This window comes from Nocardiopsis sp. M1B1 (assembly GCF_052466615.1).
The window spans coordinates 5108083-5126638 of the sequence record NZ_CP196194.1 but is presented as its reverse complement, the minus strand read 5'-3'; the positions used below and the strand labels follow the sequence as shown (position 1 = coordinate 5126638).

The window sequence follows — 18556 nt, the reverse complement described above, 5'->3', positions numbered from 1 at the left end:
CGCTCTCCGCCCGGACGACTCGTCCGGGCCGGGGCGGTCGCATACCCTGGTGGCGATGACTTCCGCGCGCGATTCCCAGCAGAGCGCGGGCGACGAGCCCGTGCAGATGACGTTCTACGAGGCCGTGGGCGGTGAGGAGACCTTCACCCGCCTGGTCCGCCGCTTCTACGAGGGGGTGGCCGACGACCCCGTGCTGCGGCCCATGTACCCCGAGGAGGACCTCGGCCCCGCCGAGGAGCGCCTGCGCCTGTTCCTCATCCAGTACTGGGGCGGCCCCCGCACCTACAACGAGCAGCGGGGCCACCCCCGGCTGCGCATGCGGCACGTGCCGTTCCGCATCGGCGCCGCCGAGCGCGACCTGTGGCTCGCGCACATGCGTGCCGCCGTGGACTCCCTGGAGCTGCACGAGGTCCTGGAGCGCCAGCTCTGGGAGTACATGGTCATGGCCGCGCACAGCATGGTCAACGTGCCCGAGGAGACCACCGCCCCCGAGGTCGCCAACCCCACCCGGGTCTCGGTGTCGGCCAAGGGCGACGACGGGGACGACGGCGAGGCCGTCACCATCTCCCTGAAGTGATCCGAGGCGACACGGCCGCCGGGACCGGGCCGCCCGGTCCCCGCGGCGCTCAGGCGTAGTCGGCGAGGAAGGCGCGCTCGACCTCGTCGAGCCGCCGGGCGCGCTGGGTGGGCACGTCGAAGCCGACCAGCACCGTCCTGGCCCGCAGGTACACCGTGGTCTCGTCCCGGATCTCGTAGGCCAGCGTGAAGCTGGCGTTGCGCACCTCGGTCACCCACAGCTCCACGCGCACCGGCTCGGAGCGGGGCAGCAGCGGGGCCACGTAGTCCGCCTCCTGGCGGGCCACCACCATGGCGCCGAAGACCTCGTCGCCCTCGACGGCGCCGCCGTAGCGGAGGAAGGACACCCGGGCGTCCTCCAGGTAGGTCAGCATCCGCACGTTGTTGACGTGGTGCTGCGGGTCGAGGTCGGCGTAGCGGACCTGCGCGAGGTGCACGTGCCTGCGGGGCTCGGCCGTCCGGGTGTCGGCGGCTCCGGTCTCGGTCTGTGTCACGTCCGGATCCTCTCGCGCTGTTCTCCTGGGGGAGCGGTTCCTCCCGATTGTCTCAACGCCTGGCGGAGGAACGGGCGTCCCCCGGTGCCCGGCCCCTGTGTTGTTGCTCTCGCGGGGCGGGCACCGGGGAGGGCGTCTCAGCCCACGCGGAGCCCCAGGTGGTGGGCGAGGAAGGCCAACTGCTCGGAGTTGAGCGCCACGCTGCGGCTCACCGACCGCGAGCTGTGGCCCACCTCCGACTCCCGGCGCAGCAGGATCGGCCGCTCCTCGGGCGCGGCCGCCGTGGCGTGCTGCATCATCGCGCACAGCTTGCGCGCGTGCAGCGGGTCCACGCGGGTGTCGTTGTCGAACACGGTGAACAGCGTCGCCGGGTAGCGGGTGCCCTCACGCACGTTGTGGTAGGGCGAGTAGCCCAGCAGCCACCCCAGCTGCTCGGGGTCGTCGGCGGTGCCGTACTCCACGTTCCACAGCTGGCCCAGTCCGAACCGCTCGTAGCGGACCATGTCCAGCAGCGGGGCCGAGCAGACCGCGGCGGTGAACAGGTCCGGCCGCTGCGTGACCATGGCCCCCACCAGCAGCCCGCCGTTGCTGCCGCCCATGACGGCCAGGTGCTCGGGGTCCGTCACCCCGGTGGCGATCAGGTGCTCGGCCGCCGCCGCGCAGTCGTCGAAGACGTTCTGCTTGTCGGCGAACATGCCCGCCCGGTGCCACTCCTCGCCCTCCTCCAGCCCGCCGCGCAGGTTGGCGACGGCGTACACGCCGCCCGCGCGCACCCAGGCCAGCGCCACCGCCGAGTAGGCGGGCGTGAGGGAGATGCGAAAGCCCCCGTAGCCGTACAGGATGGTCGGCCGCGGTCCTTCGGCGGGAGCCTGGGGCGAGACCACCAGCATGCGCACGGCCGTGCCGTCGCGGGAGGTGTAGGTGACCTGCTCCACCCGCACGTCGGGCAGGTCGATGTCACCGGGGGCGTCGGCCCACTGCGACACCTCGCCCGAGAGCGCGTCGTAGCGGTACACCGACGAGGGGTGGGTGTTGTCGGTGTAGCCGAACCACGCCTCGTGCCCGCCCTCGGGGCGTTCGACCAGCCCGGCCACGGTGCCCAGACCGGGCATGTCCAGCCCGCCCAGCGGCTCGCCGGTGGCCAGGTCGTGCCGGGTGATCTCGCTGACGGCGTGGCGGCTGCGCAGGACCAGCAGCTCGGGCCGCTCCATCCCGGGGCCGTCCAGGACCGCGTACCCCTCCAGCACCGCCTCGGGGTCCTCCGGGACCAGGGTGGTCCAGTTCCCGTAGCCGGGGTCGGCGGGGTCGGCCACGCACAGGCGTCCGCGCGGGGCGTCCCGGTCGGTGAACAGGTACAGGCGCCCGTCCCGGCCCACGTGCGGGTACAGGGACGCGTCCACGCCCTCCTGGAAGGGGACCAGACGCGGCGCGTCCAGGTTCCCGTCGGACAGGTCGGCGATCCAGGCGTCGGTGGCCGCCGAGGTGCCGCGGTTGGCGAGCAGCACCAGCCAGCGCCCGTCCCGGCTCACGACCGGGGTGAAGTACTCGGTCTTGTCGCGGCCCTCACCGAAGACCAGGGTGTCCTGTTCGGCGGGGGTGCCCAGGCGGTGCAGGTAGACGCGGCGGTGGTAGTTCTCCTCGCCCTCGGGCACCTGGTCCCGGGGGAGCCGGCGCACGTAGTAGTAGGCGGAGGAGTCGGGCAGCCAGGCGATCGGGCTGTACCGGACCCGCTCGACGGGCCCGTCCACCAGGTCGCCGCCGGCCACGTCCACGACGCGCAGCACCGACTCCTCGTCGCCGCCCTCGGAGAGCTGGTAGGCCAGGAGCGCGCCGGAGTGGTCGGGCTTCCAGGCGTCCAGCGTGGTCAGACCCTGGGGGTCGAGCGCCCCGGGGTCCACGAGCACCCGCTCGGGGCCGTCGCCGTCCTGGACGTAGAGCACGCCGTGCTCCTGTCCGGCGGCGCGACGGACGAAGAAACGGCGATCGCCCCGCCACACGGGCGCCCCGACGCTTCCGGCGCCCAGCAGGGACCGCACCCGGTCGGCGAACCAGTCCCGTGTGGTGAACCGCGATGAGACCTCGGTGTACAGGGCGTCCTCCGCGGCAGCCCACTCCTTGGTCTGCGCCGAATCGCCGTCCTCCAACCACCGGTAGGGGTCACCGACCGTGTGGCCGTGCAGGTTCTCGATGATGTCCAGCCGTGCGGCCTGGGGGTAGCGGAGTTCACGCATACTTCGCACCCTATCCACCGCCATCCACCCGGGTGTGCCCGGCGCGGCGCCAGTGTGAAAAGGAGCGCCGCCAGCGCACAATGGAGCCGAGAAAAGGTGGAACACGCGGTTTCTGGGCGGCCCAGCGCAAATTGGGGTGGCGCCGGAGCGGTCCGACCACGCAAACTGAATGCGGGACGCAACTCGGCGGGACCACCGGGAGGTCCGTGTGGCAAGGCGTACGGAACCATCGATCCTCGGATCGGTGCACAGGGAGGTCTCCTGGCTGGCCGATCGGCTGGCCGGGGAGGAAACACGGCCGTCACAGACGACGGCTGGGGCGACGCGATGAGCGCCCGAAGCAGCCGGGAGGGTGGCACAGGCACCGCCCGCCGCCACGTGCTGCTGCTCAACGCCAGCTTCGAACCACTGACGACACTGCCCCTGCGCAGGGCGATCCTGCTCGTCCTGCGGGAGAAGGCGGAGGTCGTCCACCAGGACGACGCGGGCGCGATACTGCACTCGGCGACACGCTCCTACGACGTGCCGTCGGTCATCCGGCTCCGACGCTACATCAGCGTCCCCTACAGCCGCAGAGTGCCCCTCACCAGGGTCGCCCTCATGCGGCGCGACAGGCACACCTGCGGCTACTGCGGAAAGAAGGCCGAGACCATCGACCACGTCATCCCGCGCAGCCGCGGCGGCGCGCACGTGTGGGAGAACGTGGTCGCCGCGTGCAAACCGTGCAACCACCGCAAGGCCGACAAGTTCCTGGACGAACTCGGCTGGGAGCTGCACGTGACCCCCAAGGTGCCCAAGGGGCCCCACTGGCGCCTGATCAACGGTGACCTCCACGGCGACCCCCAGTGGGAGCCGTACATGGCCCACCTGGCCGCCTGACCCGGCGGAGCCGGGACCTCGCGTCCCACCCGGCACCGCCGCCGATTCCGACCGCCCTCCGGTGCACGCGCCGGAGGGCGGTCGTATGGCACACGCGCCGGGGGCGGCCGTATTCTGACCGCATGCCCAGATACGACTTCCGCTGCCGCGAATGCGGCGACACCTTCGAGCTCTCCCGTCCGATGGCACGGGCCGGTGACCCGGCGACCTGCCCCCAGGGGCACGGCGACACGGTCCGGCTGCTGTCCACCGTGGCGGTGGGCGGACGCGCGTCCGCCCCCGCGCCCTCCGGTGGAGGGTGCTGCGGGGGCGGCTGCTGCTCCTGAGAGCGGGGGCGGTCGCACCGCCCCCACCCCCCGGTCCGCTACTTCTCGACCCGCCTACCTCTCGACCTGGGACACGTCGCGCGCGGCGCCGGTCGAGGCCGAGGTCGCCATGGCCGCGTAGGCGCGCAGCGCCGCGGTCACCGGCCGCTGGCGGTCGCGCGGCCTGAAGCGCCCCAGCTCCTTGAGCAGGCGCTCGCGGCGCGCGTCGAGCTCCTCCGCGGAGACCTCCAGCACGATGCCCCGGTTGGGGATGTCGATGCTGATGACGTCGCCGTCCTCCACCAGCGCGATGTCACCGCCCGCGGCGGCCTCGGGGGAGGCGTGGCCGATGGACAGCCCCGACGTGCCGCCGGAGAAGCGGCCGTCGGTGATGAGGGCGCAGGCCTTGCCCAGGCCGCGGCCCTTGAGGAAGCTCGTCGGGTACAGCATCTCCTGCATGCCCGGGCCGCCCTTGGGGCCCTCGTAGCGGATGACCACCACGTCACCGGGCTCGATCCGCTTGTTGAGGATGCCGTCCACGGCGTCCTCCTGGGACTCGAACACCTTGGCCGGTCCGGAGAAGGTCCACAGCTCCTCCTCCACACCCGCGGTCTTGACGATCGCGCCGTCCGGGGCGAGGTTGCCGAACAGCACCGCCAGGCCGCCGTCCTTGGTGTAGGCGTGCTCGACGGAGCGGATGCAGCCCTTCTCCCGGTCGGTGTCCAGGGTGTCCCAGCGGGTGTCCTGCGAGTAGGCCTTCGTGGTGCGCTTGCCGCCGGGGGCCGCGTGGAACAGCTCCACGGCCTCGGGCGAGACGGTGTCGGAGACGATGTCCCACTCGGCGATGAACTCGCCGACCGTCTTGCCGTGCACCGTGGGCAGGGAGGTGTCCAGCAGGCCGCCTCGGGCCAGCTCGCCCAGGATGGAGGGGATGCCGCCCGCCCGGTGCACGTCCTCGATGTGGTACTTCTCGGTGTTCGGCGCGACCTTGCACAGGCACGGCACCCGGCGCGAGACCGCGTCGATCTCGGGCAGACCGAAGCCGACGCCCGCCTCGGTGGCCGCGGCCAGCAGGTGCAGGATCGTGTTGGTGGAGCCGCCCATGGCCACGTCCAGGGCCATGGCGTTGCCGAAGGCCTCGGGGGTGGCGATGGACAGCGGCAGGACGGAGGAGTCGTCGTCCTCGTAGTAGCGCTTGGCGGCCTCCACGACCAGGCGTCCGGCGTCCTCGTACAGGGCGCGGCGGGCGGTGTGGGTGGCCAGCACGGTGCCGTTGCCGGGCAGGGCCAGGCCGATCGCCTCGGTGAGGCAGTTCATCGAGTTGGCGGTGAACATGCCCGAGCAGGAGCCGCAGGTCGGGCAGGCGGCCTCCTCCATCTCGTCCAGCTCGGCCTGGGAGACGCTCTCGTCGGCGGCGGCGATCATGGGGTTGATCAGGTCCAGCTTGCGCACGGTGGTGGCGGTGCCGTCGACCACCGTGACCTTGCCCGCCTCCATGGGGCCGCCGGAGACGAACACCGTGGGGATGTTCAGGCGCAGCGCGGCCAGCAGCATGCCCGGGGTGATCTTGTCGCAGTTGGACACGCACACCAGGGCGTCGGCGCAGTGCGCGTTGACCATGTACTCGACCGAGTCGGCGATCAGCTCGCGGCTGGGCAGGGAGTAGAGCATGCCGCCGTGGCCCATGGCGATGCCGTCGTCCACGGCGATGGAGTTGAACTCGCGGGGGACGCCGCCCGCCTCGCGGACGGCGTTCGCGACGACCTCGGCCACCTCGCGCAGGTGGACGTGGCCCGGGACGAACTCGGTGAAGCTGTTGGCCACGGCCACGATGGGCTTGCCGAAGTCCTCGCGCTCTACACCGGTGGCGCGCATGAGGGCGCGCGCGCCGGCCATGTTCCTGCCGTGGGTGACGGTGCGTGAGCGTAGGGCTGGCATGGGGTGGGCTCCCATCGTTACGGGTGTTTCCCCTCGATGGTAGTCCTTCGTCGCACCGCTCTGGTCTCGGAGTGGAAGACAGGCCATCCGGATCGTGAGACGCCGGTGGTGGGGCGGCCGTCCGGGGGCCGGGCCGCGGACGGGGCGGGGGGAGCGGGAAGCCCCTGGACACGGGAAGGGCCCGGGTGCCACGGCGCTGTGGTCCGTCCCGGGCCGGGGTGGTGTCAGGGGGGTGGGGGCGTCTCAGTACCTGGGCGGCAGGGCCTTCATCGCGGCCTGGTAGATCTCCTCGATCTCCTTCTCGGTCAGGCGGTCCCGGCCGCTGCGCAGCCACTTGCGGACCTTGGTGCCGGTGATGATGTCCACGCCCCGCAGCCGGTGGCTGTCCCAGGGCATGCCGGGGCCGTAGATGGCCAGCGACGCGCGCACCTTGATCTCGCGCCCCAGTTCGGAGCTGATCAGGTCCTGCGCCCGCTTGGCCTCCTCCAAGGCCTCGTCGATGCGCTCGTTCTTGCTGAACCGCCCGTGGTAGAGCTTCTCCAGCTTGTTGCGCAGCGGCAGCCGCTTGTCCCACGACTCGGAGTCGATGGCGAACGCGCCCCGCCGTCCCACGATGAAGTGGTCGATCTGGCCGTTGCCGCCGGGCACCGCGCGCGCGTGCAGGACGCGGTAGCCGAGCTGCTTCATCACCTTGAGCTGCGCCTCGGTCTTGCGCTGGGCCGCCGAGGGCTTGCGCCAGCGTGGGATCTCCGACTCGCGCCGGGAGGAGTACACCATGATCCCGGCCAGGGTGAGGACGCCGAAGGTGACGCCGGTCCGCCAGTCGGAGGTGAGCAGGCCGACCAGGACGGCCACCGCGGCGGCACCGCCGCCGCGTACCACCCACCTGCGGACGGAGCGGTTGGAACGCAGGGCGCCGTAGACCGCCTTGCCGCCCGAGGTGTCCTTCTTCTTTCTCTGGTTGGGGAAAAAGAGGGATTCGGGCCTTTCGGGGTCCGATCCCCCGGACGATGGAGTGGAGCCGTTCACTCTGGTAGCCGATTTCACGTCGGACAGGTTAGTTCGATCCATATCCGAGTCCTAGTGCATTACTTCTCACACTTTTCTAACCCCGTTCCTGGGCGCCCAAGCGTGTCGGCCGCCTCAGGACAGGGAATGCTTACCCTTCGGTCAGTCTCTCTGGAGAAGTCGAGTCCTCCTCACGGTGGTGCCCTGCGGTGTGCCCGCTAACCTGACTCGCCATGACCCAGATCCATGACCTTCCGGCCCATCGGCTCCTCGCGATGGTCCGCAGTCGTGAGCTGTCGCCTACTGAGATCACTGAGCACTTCCTGGACCGCACCGAGAGGTATGACCACCTCGTCGGTGCGTACATTACGGTCACCCCGGAAAAGGCGCTCGAACAAGCCCGTTACGCGCAGAACCGGGTGATGGCCGACACGCCAGAGGCCCTGCCGCCGCTCCTCGGGCTCCCCGTGCCCGTCAAGGACCTCGACCCGGTGGCCGGGGTCCGCGTCACCCACGGCTCACCGGTCTTCCGCGACGCCGTCGCCCCGACCGACTCCGGCATGGTCGCCCGGCTGCGCGCCGCGGGCGCGGTCCTGCCGGGAAAGACCAACACCCCCGAGTTCGGGTCGAGCTGCTACACCGAGAACGCCGTCGCCCCGCCCTCCCGCAACCCCTGGAACACCGACCTGTCCCCGGGCGGCTCCAGCGGAGGCGCCGCGGCGGCCGTCGCCGCCGGACTCGCCCCCGTCGCCCAGGGCAGCGACGGCGGCGGCTCGATCCGCATCCCCGCCAGCGCGTGCGGGCTCTTCGGCCTCAAGCCCACCCGCGGCCGGATCTCCGGCGCACCCCTCAAGCCCGACCTGGCCGGCCTGTCCACCGCCGGGCCCCTCACCCGGGGCGTCCGGGACGCCGCCCTCCTGCTGGACGCCATGGCCTTCTCCGGGCCGGGCGACCACTTCACCGCCCCGCCCCTGCCGTCCGGCGAGTCCTTCGCCGACCACGTGGGCCGCGAACCCGGACGCCTGCGCATCGGCTGCCACACCACCACCGGCTCCGCCCGGATCCCCGTGCACCCCCACGTGCTGGCCGCCCACGAGGAGGCCGTCCGCCTCCTGACCGACCTGGGACACGAGGTGGAGGAGGTCCCCGCCCCAGGGGACGCCCACTTCGGCGGATCCTTCATGGCGGACTTCGGGGTGGTCTGGGCGGCGATGGCCTCGGCCACACCGGTCGACCCCGCCCGCGAGGCCGAGCTGAGCCCCCTCAACCAGTGGCTGCGCGAGCGGGCCCGCGCCACGCCCGTGCCCGACTACATCGCCGCCTGCGCCCGCCTCCAGCGCGGCGTCCGCTCCCTCGTCGCCGCGACCGGACACCTCGACGCGGTGCTCTCGCCCGTGCTGGCCACGCCCCCGGTCCCGCTGGGGCACTTCACCGGCGACGGACCCGAGGAGGAGTTCCGCCGGATGACCGCGTTCGCGCCGTTCACCTCGGTCTACAACGTCTCGGGACAGCCCTCGGTCAGCATCCCCCTGCACTGGTCGCCCGAGGGGCTGCCGATCGGCGTCATGCTCACCGGCCGCATGGGCGGCGAGGGCACCCTGCTGTCGCTGTCGGCGCAGCTCGAACGCGCGCGCCCCTGGGCCCACCGCGTCCCGCCGCTGCGCACCGGCTGACCGGACGCCGGTGCGGCGGCCGGGACCGCCCACCCGGTGGTTCCCTCACCGGCGCTGACGGCGGCACCGCTGGCGGGGGCCGGTGCGGAGCGCGCGCTCCGGCGGCCCGCGCCTCAGCGGGGGTCGTCGGACGCGGCCTCGGCGCCCGCCGCGGCACCGTGCACCGGCGGGGCCTCCAGCACGCTCCCCCCGACCTCCTCCGGGACGAGGCCGTCCGCCTCCTCGACGGCCTCGGGAGGCGGCTCGGGCACGAACAGGCTCAGCAGCGCCGACACCAGCACCAGCACCGCCGCGCCCAGCACACCGCCCGCGATACCCATGAGGTCGATCAGGCCGCCGGACAGCGGACCGGCCACCGCCCCGCCCACACCCAGCGCCGTGGACATCCACCCGAAGGCCTCGGCCCGCCGCCGCGCGGGGGCCAGGTCGCCCAGACGGCCCATGACCGCGGCCAGGGTCGGCGCCAACGCCATACCGGACAGGAACAGCAGCGGTGTGACCAGCAGCGGAGTCGGCAGCTGCGCGATCGGCGGCACGAACGGCACCAGCACCGCCACGCCCAGCGCCGAGCCGAAGCAGCGGCGCACCAGGTGGGGGCGGCCGCGCAGCGCGCCCGCGATGGCCCCGCCCACCAGCGACCCCAGCGCCCACACCGACGCCAGCACCATCACGTACTGCGGGGCGCCGAGCTCGTTGGCCCACGCCACGATCACCAGGTCCACGCCCATGATCCCGCTGACCATCAGCAGGCACATGAGGAACAGCGCCACCAGCGCCGGGCTGCGCAGCAGACTCCGGCGCGGACCGGGCGGCTCCTCACCGGCTCCCTCCCCGGTCGGCGCGGGACCGGTCACCCCGGCCCGGCGCAGCCCGAGCGCGAACCCGACCGAGCCGAGCAGCGCCACCACCGACAGCAGCACCAGCGCCCAGCGGGCACCGGCGAAGGCCACCACGCCCGCGGTCATGATCGGGGAGAAGACGAAGAGCAGCTCCTGCGTGGTCGCCTCGGCCGCGTAGATCGCCTGCCGTTCGGGGCCGCGCGTCAGCCGCGGCCACAGCGCCCGCACGATCTGGTTGGCAGGGGAGCCGAACAGCCCGGTGCCCAGCGCCAGCGGAAGCGAGAGCCACCACAGCCGCTCGGGCAGCAGGACCAGGCCCAGCAGCCCCGCGCTGAACACCACGCCGCACACCAGCACCAGCCGGTCGGTTCCGCCCCGGTCGGCCATCCGCCCGCGCAGCGGTCCCACCAGCGCGATGCCCAGGGTGAAGGCGCCCGCGACCAGCCCGGCCAGGGTGTAGGAGCCGGTCCACCCCTCCACCAGGAAGGTGACCGCGATCATCAGCCCCGGCATGTAGAAGCGCGCGGCCAGGGACCAGGCCAGCAGGGGAAGCACGTGGGGGACGGCGAAGAGCCGTCGGTAGTTCGCGAGCACACCCCGATTATGCAGATGTCGAGGACACGGGGCGATCGATTTGACGGCCTGTGCAGAGCGCCCGTTTGTACGTGCTGGACAGTCCGGACGCGCCGCGCGGGGAGCCGTTATCGGCCCGCATCCGGGACACGTTCTGGTCCCACGCCGGAACGGCCTCCGGTGTACGGAGCCCCTGGTAGGGCATGATCGGATTCTGTGAGGGACGTTCAGCTGGCGCGGTTGGCAGAGCAGCACGGAGTCGCGACGACCTACGAGGACTGGCGGGGGCGCAGGGTCCCGGTCAGTCCCGACACCATCCGCCATGTCCTGGCGGCCCTGGGCGTGGACCCGGCGGCCCCGGACGCAGGGGCGGCGCCGGACCCGCTGCCGCCCGCGGTGGTCGTCCGCGAGGGCAAGGCGCCCGACCTCGTGCTTCCCGAGGGGTCGCACAGCGTCGTCGAGACCTCCGGCGGCTCCCTGCTGCCCTTCGGCCCCGGACTGCCGCTGGGCGTGCACACCCTGCGCGTCACCGACGGCGCCGCCGAGCACACCGCGCCCCTGCTCGTGGCCCCCGACCGCATCGAACCCAGCGCGCTCAGGGACCACCCGCGCCTGTGGGGCATCATGGCGCAGGTCTACAGCGTGCGCTCCCGCGCCTCCTGGGGCACCGGCGACCTGCGCGACCTCGCCGAGCTGGCCGACTGGAGCGCGCGCGACCTGGGCGCCGACTTCGCCCTGATCAACCCGGTGCACGCCACCGAGCCGCTGCCCCCGGTGGAGCCCTCGCCCTACCTGCCGGTCAGCCGCCGCTACGCCAGCCCCCTCTACATCCGCATCGAGGACGTGCCCGAGTACGCCCGGCTCGACCCCGCCCAGCGCGAGGGCATCCAGCGCCTGGCCCGGCCGCTGCGCGAACGGGGCCGCACCGCCGACCTCCTCGACCGCGACTCCGTGTGGAGGGCCAAGCGCGCCGCCCTGGAGGTGCTCTTCGAGGCTCCCCGCGCTCCCGGCCGCGAGGCGTCCCTGCGCGCCTACCTCGAACGCGAGGGCCGACCGCTGATCGAGTTCGCCACCTGGTCGGCCCTGGCCGAGCGGCACGGCACCGACTACCGGACCTGGCCGCAGGGGCTGCGCGGGGTCCACGGCCGCGAGGTCGGGGAGGAGGCCTTGCGCCGGTGGCCCGCCGTGGAGTTCCACCGCTGGCTCCAGTGGATCCTCGACGAGCAGCTCTCCCAGGCGCAGACCACCGCCGAGACCGGCGGGATGGCCGTCGGCGTCGTGCACGACCTGGCCATCGGGGTGCAGGCGGGCGGCGCGGACGCGTGGATGTACGGGGACGCGCTCGTGCCCGGCCTGCACGTGGGGGCGCCCCCGGACGAGTTCAACCGGCAGGGGCAGGACTGGGGCCAGCCGCCCTGGCACCCCCGGCGCCTGGCCGGACGCGGCTACGAACCGTTCCGCCAGATCCTGGCCCAGGCGTTCCGCTACGCGGGCGGGGTCCGCATCGACCACGTCATGGGCATGTTCCGGCTCTGGTGCGTGCCCGAGGGCGCCTCCGCGGCCGAGGGCGCCTACGTCAGGTTCGACCACGAGGGCATGGTGGGCACGCTCGCCCTGGCCGCCCACCGGGCGGACGCCGTCGTGGTCGGGGAGGACCTGGGCACCGTGGAGCCGTGGGTGCGCGAACACCTCGCCGACCGCGGGGTCCTGGGCACCTCCGTGCTGTGGTTCGAGCAGGACGCCGACGGCCGCCCTCGCCCGCCGGGGGAGTGGCGCGCCGACTGTCTGGCCACGGTGGCCACCCACGACCTGCCGCCGGTGGCGTCGTTCCTGTCCACCGAGCACGTGGAGCTGCGCGACCGGCTGGGACTGCTCGGCCGCCCCGTGGAGGAGGAGCGCGCCGACGCCGAGTCGCGGGTGGAGCGCTGGCGCGAGCTCCTGGTGGAGCTGGGCCTGCTCGACGACGACGTGGACCCGGTGGCCGACCCGGCCGCCGTGGTGGCGGCCATGCACGCCTACCTGGTGGCCACCCCCGCCCGCATGATCGGGGTCGCGCTCACCGACGTGGTGGGGGAGCGGCGCATGCAGAACCAACCCGGCACCAGCGACGAGTACCCGAACTGGCGCATCCCGCTCACCAGCGGCGAGGGCGAGCCGGTCCTGGTGGACGAACTGCTCGCCGACCCGCGCATGGTGGCGCGCATCCGCCGCACCCTCGGGCCGGTCGGCCGGCGGGACCACACCCCCTAGCGGGCCGGCCGGAACCGTCGCCGGTGCGACGCGAGGGGCCCGGCCCGCGTCCGAGCCCGCGCCGTGCTCGAATCCCGGGGTCGGCCCGGGGACGGCCCCGGGGTCACGGCGCGCGGCGGGGCCCGGCGCACGCGCGCGCCCGCCCCGCCTGCGACGGCGGAGCGGGCGCGCGGTCCTTGAGTTCTACTACTGACGCTCGCCCGCGGCGATGTCGGTGGCCCGGGCGCGCAGGGCCCGCTCCACTCCCGCGCGGCCCTCGACCAGCAGGCGGCGCAGCGCCGGGGCCGGGTCGGACTCGGCGATGTAGGCGTCCGTGCGCTCCAGGGTCGCCTCCTCCACCAGGCCGCTCGGGTACACCACCTCGGCGAAGGTCTGCGCGAACTCGCCCGTCCACTTCTCCCAGGCCGGGCCCAGCTGCGCGAAGTACCTCTCCACGTACGGCCGGTACAGCTCGGCCTGGCCCGGCTCGGTGAAGCCCAGCAGGACCGCGCGGAACTCGGCGTTGGCCAGCTCCTCGCCCACGATCCGCTCCCACGCCGCGGCCTTGGCCTCGGCGGTGGGGATCGCGGCGCGGGCCCCGGCGGCGTTGCGCTGCCCGGCCGCCGTGGCGTCGCGCTCCAGCTCGGCGGCGATCTCCGCCTCCCCGGCCTTGCCCGTCGCGACCAGGCGGCGCAGCAGCGTCCACCGCAGGTCGGTGTCCACGACCAGCCCGTCCACGGTGATCGCGCCGTCCAGCAGGCCCTGGACCAGGGACAGGTGGGCGTCGCTCACCGCCGAGGCGGCCAGCGCGTTGGCGTAGGCCAGCTGCAGGTCGCCGCCCGGCTCGGCCGCGGTCAGCAGCTCGCGCAGCCGCTCGGAGAGCTGCTCGAAGCCGAACGGGCGCCACGCCGGGTCGGCGTACATGTGCAGGGCCGAGTTGGCCTGGCGCAGCAGGGTCTGGGCGACCATGACGTCGTCCACACCGCTGATCCCGGAGATGACCAGGGAGACGTAGTCGCGGGCGGCCATCTCGCCGTCGCGGGTCATGTCCCAGGCGGCGCCGAAGGCCAGCGCGCGGGGCAGGGACTCGCGGATCTCGCCGACGCCCTCCACCACGGTGCGCAGGGAGCGCTCGTCCAGGCGGACCTTGGTGAAGGTCAGGTCGTCGTCGTTGATCAGCACCAGGTCCGGCCGGGCTCTGCCGACCAGCTCCGGCACCTCGGTGCGCTCGCCGCGCACGTCCAGTTCCACGCGCTCGCGGCGCACGACGCCCTCGTCGGTGCGGTCGTACAGACCGATCGCCAGGCGGTGCGAGCGCAGCGTCGGGTGGTCGGCCGGGGCCTCCTGGAGCACGGTGAACGAGGTGAAGCGGCCCTCGGCGTCCACCTCGAACTCCGGGCGCATCGTGTTGACGCCCGTGGTCTCCAGCCAGTCGCGCGACCAGCCCGACAGGTCGCGGCCCGAGGCGGCCTCCAGGTGCTTGAGCAGGTCCCGCAGCTCGGTGTTGCCGAACGCGTTCTCCTTGAAGTAGGCGCGCACGCCCGCGAAGAACGCGTCCACGCCCACGTACGCCGCGAGCTGCTTGAGCACCGAGGCGCCCTTGGCGTAGGTGATGCCGTCGAAGTTGACCTCGACCGCCTGGATGTCGACCATGTCGGCGGCGACCGGGTGGGTGGAGGGCAGCTGGTCCTGGCGCAGCGCCCAGCTCTTCTCCACGTTCGCGAACGTCGTCCAGGCGTCGGTCCACTTGGTGGCGTTGGCCTGGCAGTACACGCTGGCGTAGGTCGCGAACGACTCGTTCAGCCACAGGTCGTCCCACCAGCGCATGGTGACCAGGTCGCCGAACCACATGTGCGCCATCTCGTGCAGGATCGTCTCGGCGCGGCGCTCGTAGCGGGCGTCGGTGACCCTCGAACGGAAGACGTAGTCCTCCAGGAACGTGACCGCGCCCGCGTTCTCCATGGCGCCCGCGTTGAACTCGGGCACGAACAGCTGGTCGTACTTGCCGAACGGGTAGCGCAGGTCGAACAGGCCGTGGAAGAAGTCGAAGCCCTGCTTGGTGACCTCGAACAGGGCGTCGGAGTCCAGGTGCTCGGCCAGCGAGGCGCGGCAGTACAGGCCCAGCGGGATGCCGTCGTGCTCGTCGCGCACCACGTGGTACGGGCCCGCGATCAGCGCGGTGATGTAGGTGGACATCACCGGCGTGGCCGGGAAGTGCCAGCGCACCCGCTCCTCGCCCGCGGCCTCGCGCTCCACGTCGGGCGCGCTGTTGGACACGACCTCCCACGAGGGGGGAGCGAACACCGTCAGCTCGAAGGTGGCCTTGAGGTCGGGCTGGTCGAAGCACGCGAACATGCGGTGCGCGTCGGCCGTCTCGAACTGGGTGTACAGGTACACCGAGTCGTCGACCGGGTCCACGAACCGGTGCAGGCCCTCTCCGGTGCGCATGTACGCGGCGTCGGCGACGACCGTCAGCTCGTTGTCCGCGGCCACCTCGGGAAGGACGAGGCGCTCGCCGTCGAACAGCCCGGCCGCGTCCAGTTCGGTTCCGTTCAGCGTCGCCGTGCGGATCGCGGGGGCGGCCAGCTCGACGAACGTCTGCGCCCCGGGCTCCGAGCTGGAGAACCGGATCACGGTGGTGGACCTGAAGGTCTCGGCACCGGTGGTCAGGTCCAGCTCCACGGCGTAGGAGTCGACGCTGAGAATCCGCGCCCGCTCACGAGCCTCGTCCCGTGTCAGGTTCCCTGCCACGCCACGCTCCCTCCACGGCCGCCGTCCCCGCCGGCCGGATCTTTGCCGACCACGGCGAGTCCGCCGCCTGGGGTGGAGCGTCGTCGGGGCCGGGGGTCGTCTTCCACTCGCCCCGATCCTGCCACGCGCGGGCACGGAATGCGCAACCGATAGCCGGGGTTGCACTCCTACGACCCGAAGTGTGCACACCTTTTCCCGATCCGAGGAGCAGCGATGACGCAGACCCCAGACCCCGGCGACGGGCAGGAGACCGTCCAGGCGGACATGTGGTTCGACCCCGCGTGCCCGTGGGCCTGGATCACCTCGCGCTGGCTCGTCGAGGTGGAGAAGGTCCGGCCGGTCCGCGTGCGCTGGCACGTGATGAGCCTGGGCGTGCTCAACGAGGGCCGCGACCTGCCCGAGGACTACCGCGAGAGCATCGACAGGTCCTGGGAGGCGGTGCGGGTGTGCGTCGCAGCCGAACAGCGCTTCGGCCCCGAGGTCCTGGGCGGCCTCTACACGGCCCTGGGCACCCGCTTCCACAACGGCGGCGAACCGCGCACCACGGACACGATCCGCGCCGCGCTGGCCGAGGCCGGACTGCCCGAGGACCTGGCCGAGGCGGGCGCGTCCACCGACTACGACGAGGCCCTGCGCGCCTCGCACGCCGAGGCGATGAAGCTGGTCGGCGAGGACGTGGGCACCCCCGTGGTCCGGGTCGCCGACACCGCCTTCTTCGGACCGGTCGTCACGCCGATCCCGCGCGGCGAGGCGGCCGGCAGGCTCTGGGACGGCGTGCTCCTGGTCGCCGGGACCGACGGGTTCTTCGAACTCAAGCGGACCCGCACCCGGGAACCCGTCTTCGACTGACCCGCGACCGCCGGGCCGGGCCGGGGCGCGCGCCCCGGCCCGGCGGGGCGGACGGCCGCGGTGCGCCCGGACGGGTGCACACTGGAGGCGAACACCGGCGGCGGGCAGGGGCCCGCCGCCACGAACGCGAAGGGGGCGGGGGACCGTGTCCGGACCCGACGACGAGCGCAGGGTCGACTTCCTCGACGACCTCGACATCCTGCCCGACACCACCGGAGACGAGAGGGGCCCCGGCTGGGGCGACTCCGACGACGACTCCACCGCGCGCCTCCTCGCGGAGCGCCCCCCGCACTGGGACTGATCCGGCGGGACACCGGTCCGCCGCCCTCCGCGGGGGGCGGCGCGAAACCCCCGGCATCGGGGAAAGCACCGGCCCCGCGTCCCGGGCTGGCCAACCCGAATCGCGTTCTGCGACAGTGGGGCCATGCGATCCCTCTACATCGACGGCGCCTGGCGCGACTCCGCCTCCAGTGAGGCACTGGACGTGGTCAACCCGGCGACCGAGCAGGTCATCGACACCGTTCCGGCCGGGGCCGCCGAGGACGTCGACGCCGCGGTCGCGGCGGCGGCGGCCGCCCTGCCCGCCTGGTCCGCGCTCGCGCCCGGGCAGCGCGTCACCCACCTGACCAAGGCCCTGGAACTGTTCAACGCCCGCGTCGACGACATCGCCGCGGAGCTCACCCGGGACATGGGCGCTCCCGCGGTGTTCGCCCGCAAGGTCCAGGCCGGCCTGCCCGCCCTCATGTTCCGGACCTACATCGACCTGGTCGAGGAGACCGGCGAGCGCTACTTCGGCGGTGAGCGGGTGGGCAACTCGCTCATCGTGCGTGAGCCCGTCGGCGTGGTCGGCGCCATCACCCCGTGGAACTACCCGCTCCACCAGATCGTGCTCAAGGTCGTCCCCGCCCTCCTGGCGGGCAACACCGTCGTCCTCAAGCCCAGCGAGGTCGCCCCGCTCAGCGCCTACGCCCTCACCGAGGTGTTCCACGAGGCGGGCCTGCCCGCGGGCGTGTTCAACCTGGTGTCGGGCACCGGCCCGGTCGTCGGAGAGGCCATCGCCGCCCACCCCCGCGTGGACATGGTGTCCTTCACCGGCTCCACGCGCGCCGGGACCCGGGTCAGCCAGGTCGCCGCGGAGACGGTCAAGAAGGTCGCCCTGGAGCTGGGCGGCAAGTCGCCCAACGTCATCCTTCCCGACGCCGACCTGGTCAAGGCGGTCAAGCGCGGCGTCGCCGACGTCATGCGCAACACCGGGCAGAGCTGCAACGCGCTCACCCGCATGCTCGTGCACCGCGACTCCTACGAGGAGGCCGTCGCCCTGGCCGCCGAGTCCGCGGCCAAGTACGCGCCCGGCGACCCCGCGGACGAGGCCACCCGCATGGGCCCGCTGGTCTCCGCCGACCAGCTGGAGCGGGTCCGCTCCTACCTCGCGCTCGGAGTGGAGGAGGGCGCCCGCCTGGTCACCGGCGGCCCCGAACCGGTCGAGGGCCGCCCGAACGGCTACTACGTCAGCCCCACGGTCTTCGCCGACGTCAGCAACGACATGCGCATCGCCCGAGAGGAGATCTTCGGCCCCGTGCTGGTCCTGATCCCCTACGACACGGAGGAGGAGGCGGTCGCCATCGCCAACGACACCGTGTACGGGCTCAACGCCGCGGTGTGGTCCGGCGACCCCGAGCGCGGCCTGGCCGTGGCCCGGCGCCTGCGGGCCGGACAGGTGGAGGTCAACGGCGGCGCCCTCAACCCCCGCGCCCCCTTCGGCGGCTACAAGCGCTCCGGCAACGGGCGCGAGTGGGGCGCCCACGGCCTGGAGGAGTTCTGCGAGGTCAAGGCCGTCCAACTGTGACGCCGCACGCGCGCCGGGCCCGCGGGGCCCGGCGCGCGAACCGTTGGCACGCACCCGCCGACGGGTGTGCGCGGACTCACGGCCCCCGCGGCTCCTCGCGCGGAATCGGCCCCGGTGAGAACCACGTTGTGTGGTGTGGAAAAATTTCCGACGGGATATCCCTGGTCGAACCCTAACGAGGTGGAAGTTGAGCAAGAAGCCCGCGGTCTCCAAGGCAGGTCCTCTCGGCAAGGACCTCAAGGCGATCGTCATCTACAACGTGATCGCCATCGGCTCGATGGCCCTCTTCGCTGTTCTCGGGCTGAGCGTCGCCGCTGCGGCCTCCGGCTCCATCTGAGGGACACGAGTACCACCGCGCCCCGCCT

At 72.9% G+C, this 18556-nt stretch carries 15 protein-coding genes; 9 read left to right on the top strand and 6 right to left on the bottom strand.

Going from position 1 to position 18556, the window contains the following annotated elements:
* Positions 1-55 precede the first annotated feature (55 nt).
* The gene (locus tag ACSTA4_RS22255; protein ID WP_444960868.1) at positions 56-577 is read left to right on the top strand and encodes a globin; all 522 of its coding nucleotides are present in this window, start codon (positions 56-58) and stop codon (positions 575-577) included.
* Positions 578-626: 49 nt separating this feature from the next.
* Here ACSTA4_RS22255 and ACSTA4_RS22250 read toward each other — a convergent pair whose 3' ends face one another.
* A complete protein-coding gene (locus tag ACSTA4_RS22250) occupies positions 627-1070 on the bottom strand; it encodes an acyl-CoA thioesterase (RefSeq protein ID WP_248771553.1) in 444 nt (147 codons plus the stop codon).
* 137 nt (positions 1071-1207) lie between these two features.
* The gene (locus tag ACSTA4_RS22245) at positions 1208-3301 is read right to left on the bottom strand and encodes a prolyl oligopeptidase family serine peptidase (protein WP_444960867.1); all 2094 of its coding nucleotides are present in this window, start codon (positions 3299-3301) and stop codon (positions 1208-1210) included.
* A gap of 378 nt (positions 3302-3679) precedes the next feature.
* On the opposite strand from ACSTA4_RS22245, the gene ACSTA4_RS22240 reads away from it, so the two are divergent.
* On the top strand, positions 3680-4180 hold the full coding sequence (locus ACSTA4_RS22240) for an HNH endonuclease (RefSeq protein ID WP_019611059.1): 501 nt from the start codon (positions 3680-3682) through the stop codon (positions 4178-4180).
* Between the two features lie 122 nt (positions 4181-4302).
* On the top strand, positions 4303-4506 hold the full coding sequence (locus tag ACSTA4_RS22235; protein ID WP_017566030.1) for an FmdB family zinc ribbon protein: 204 nt from the start codon (positions 4303-4305) through the stop codon (positions 4504-4506).
* 54 nt (positions 4507-4560) lie between these two features.
* Here ACSTA4_RS22235 and ilvD read toward each other — a convergent pair whose 3' ends face one another.
* Positions 4561-6423 carry a dihydroxy-acid dehydratase gene (ilvD, locus tag ACSTA4_RS22230; RefSeq protein WP_268742181.1) on the bottom strand — a complete coding sequence of 621 codons (1863 nt, stop codon included), beginning with the start codon at positions 6421-6423 and terminating at the stop codon, positions 4561-4563.
* Positions 6424-6666: 243 nt separating this feature from the next.
* Positions 6667-7452: a nuclease-related domain-containing protein gene (locus ACSTA4_RS22225; RefSeq protein ID WP_444964243.1), complete on the bottom strand. Its 786-nt coding sequence runs from the start codon at positions 7450-7452 to the stop codon at positions 6667-6669.
* A 212-nt stretch (positions 7453-7664) separates the two neighbouring features.
* Between ACSTA4_RS22225 and ACSTA4_RS22220 the strand changes: the two genes are divergently transcribed.
* Complete coding sequence (locus ACSTA4_RS22220) at positions 7665-9104, top strand: amidase (RefSeq protein ID WP_444960866.1); 1440 nt, start codon at positions 7665-7667, stop codon at positions 9102-9104.
* Positions 9105-9217: 113 nt separating this feature from the next.
* Here ACSTA4_RS22220 and ACSTA4_RS22215 read toward each other — a convergent pair whose 3' ends face one another.
* A complete protein-coding gene (locus tag ACSTA4_RS22215; RefSeq protein ID WP_444960865.1) occupies positions 9218-10537 on the bottom strand; it encodes an MFS transporter in 1320 nt (439 codons plus the stop codon).
* Positions 10538-10732: 195 nt separating this feature from the next.
* On the opposite strand from ACSTA4_RS22215, the gene malQ reads away from it, so the two are divergent.
* A complete protein-coding gene (gene malQ / locus ACSTA4_RS22210; RefSeq protein ID WP_444960864.1) occupies positions 10733-12766 on the top strand; it encodes a 4-alpha-glucanotransferase in 2034 nt (677 codons plus the stop codon).
* A 186-nt stretch (positions 12767-12952) separates the two neighbouring features.
* Here the strand turns inward: malQ and pepN are convergent, their stop codons facing one another.
* A complete protein-coding gene (gene pepN / locus ACSTA4_RS22205; protein ID WP_444960863.1) occupies positions 12953-15496 on the bottom strand; it encodes an aminopeptidase N in 2544 nt (847 codons plus the stop codon).
* 213 nt (positions 15497-15709) lie between these two features.
* On the opposite strand from pepN, the gene ACSTA4_RS22200 reads away from it, so the two are divergent.
* From ACSTA4_RS22200 to ACSTA4_RS22185, 4 genes are all read left to right on the top strand, one after another.
* Positions 15710-16345, top strand: a complete 636-nt coding sequence (locus ACSTA4_RS22200; protein WP_444960862.1) for a mycothiol-dependent nitroreductase Rv2466c family protein — start codon at positions 15710-15712, stop codon at positions 16343-16345.
* Between the two features lie 145 nt (positions 16346-16490).
* Positions 16491-16646 carry a hypothetical protein gene (locus ACSTA4_RS22195; protein WP_013154423.1) on the top strand — a complete coding sequence of 52 codons (156 nt, stop codon included), beginning with the start codon at positions 16491-16493 and terminating at the stop codon, positions 16644-16646.
* Positions 16647-16769: 123 nt separating this feature from the next.
* The gene (locus ACSTA4_RS22190; RefSeq protein ID WP_444960861.1) at positions 16770-18191 is read left to right on the top strand and encodes an aldehyde dehydrogenase family protein; all 1422 of its coding nucleotides are present in this window, start codon (positions 16770-16772) and stop codon (positions 18189-18191) included.
* Positions 18192-18378: 187 nt separating this feature from the next.
* Positions 18379-18528 carry a hypothetical protein gene (locus ACSTA4_RS22185; protein ID WP_165435955.1) on the top strand — a complete coding sequence of 50 codons (150 nt, stop codon included), beginning with the start codon at positions 18379-18381 and terminating at the stop codon, positions 18526-18528.
* Positions 18529-18556 lie beyond the last annotated feature (28 nt).

Bases quoted from the DNA above. Each gene is read 5' to 3' on its own strand.
- ilvD (WP_268742181.1), bottom strand. From the start codon at position 6,423: ATGCCAGCCCTACGCTCACGCACCGTCACCCACGGCAGGAACATGGCC.
- ACSTA4_RS22200 (WP_444960862.1), top strand. From the start codon at position 15,710: ATGACGCAGACCCCAGACCCCGGCGACGGGCAGGAGACCGTCCAGGCG.
- ACSTA4_RS22220 (WP_444960866.1), top strand. From the start codon at position 7,665: ATGACCCAGATCCATGACCTTCCGGCCCATCGGCTCCTCGCGATGGTC.
- ACSTA4_RS22190 (WP_444960861.1), top strand. From the start codon at position 16,770: ATGCGATCCCTCTACATCGACGGCGCCTGGCGCGACTCCGCCTCCAGT.
- ACSTA4_RS22235 (WP_017566030.1), top strand. From the start codon at position 4,303: ATGCCCAGATACGACTTCCGCTGCCGCGAATGCGGCGACACCTTCGAG.
- ACSTA4_RS22245 (WP_444960867.1), bottom strand. From the start codon at position 3,301: ATGCGTGAACTCCGCTACCCCCAGGCCGCACGGCTGGACATCATCGAG.
- ACSTA4_RS22255 (WP_444960868.1), top strand. From the start codon at position 56: ATGACTTCCGCGCGCGATTCCCAGCAGAGCGCGGGCGACGAGCCCGTG.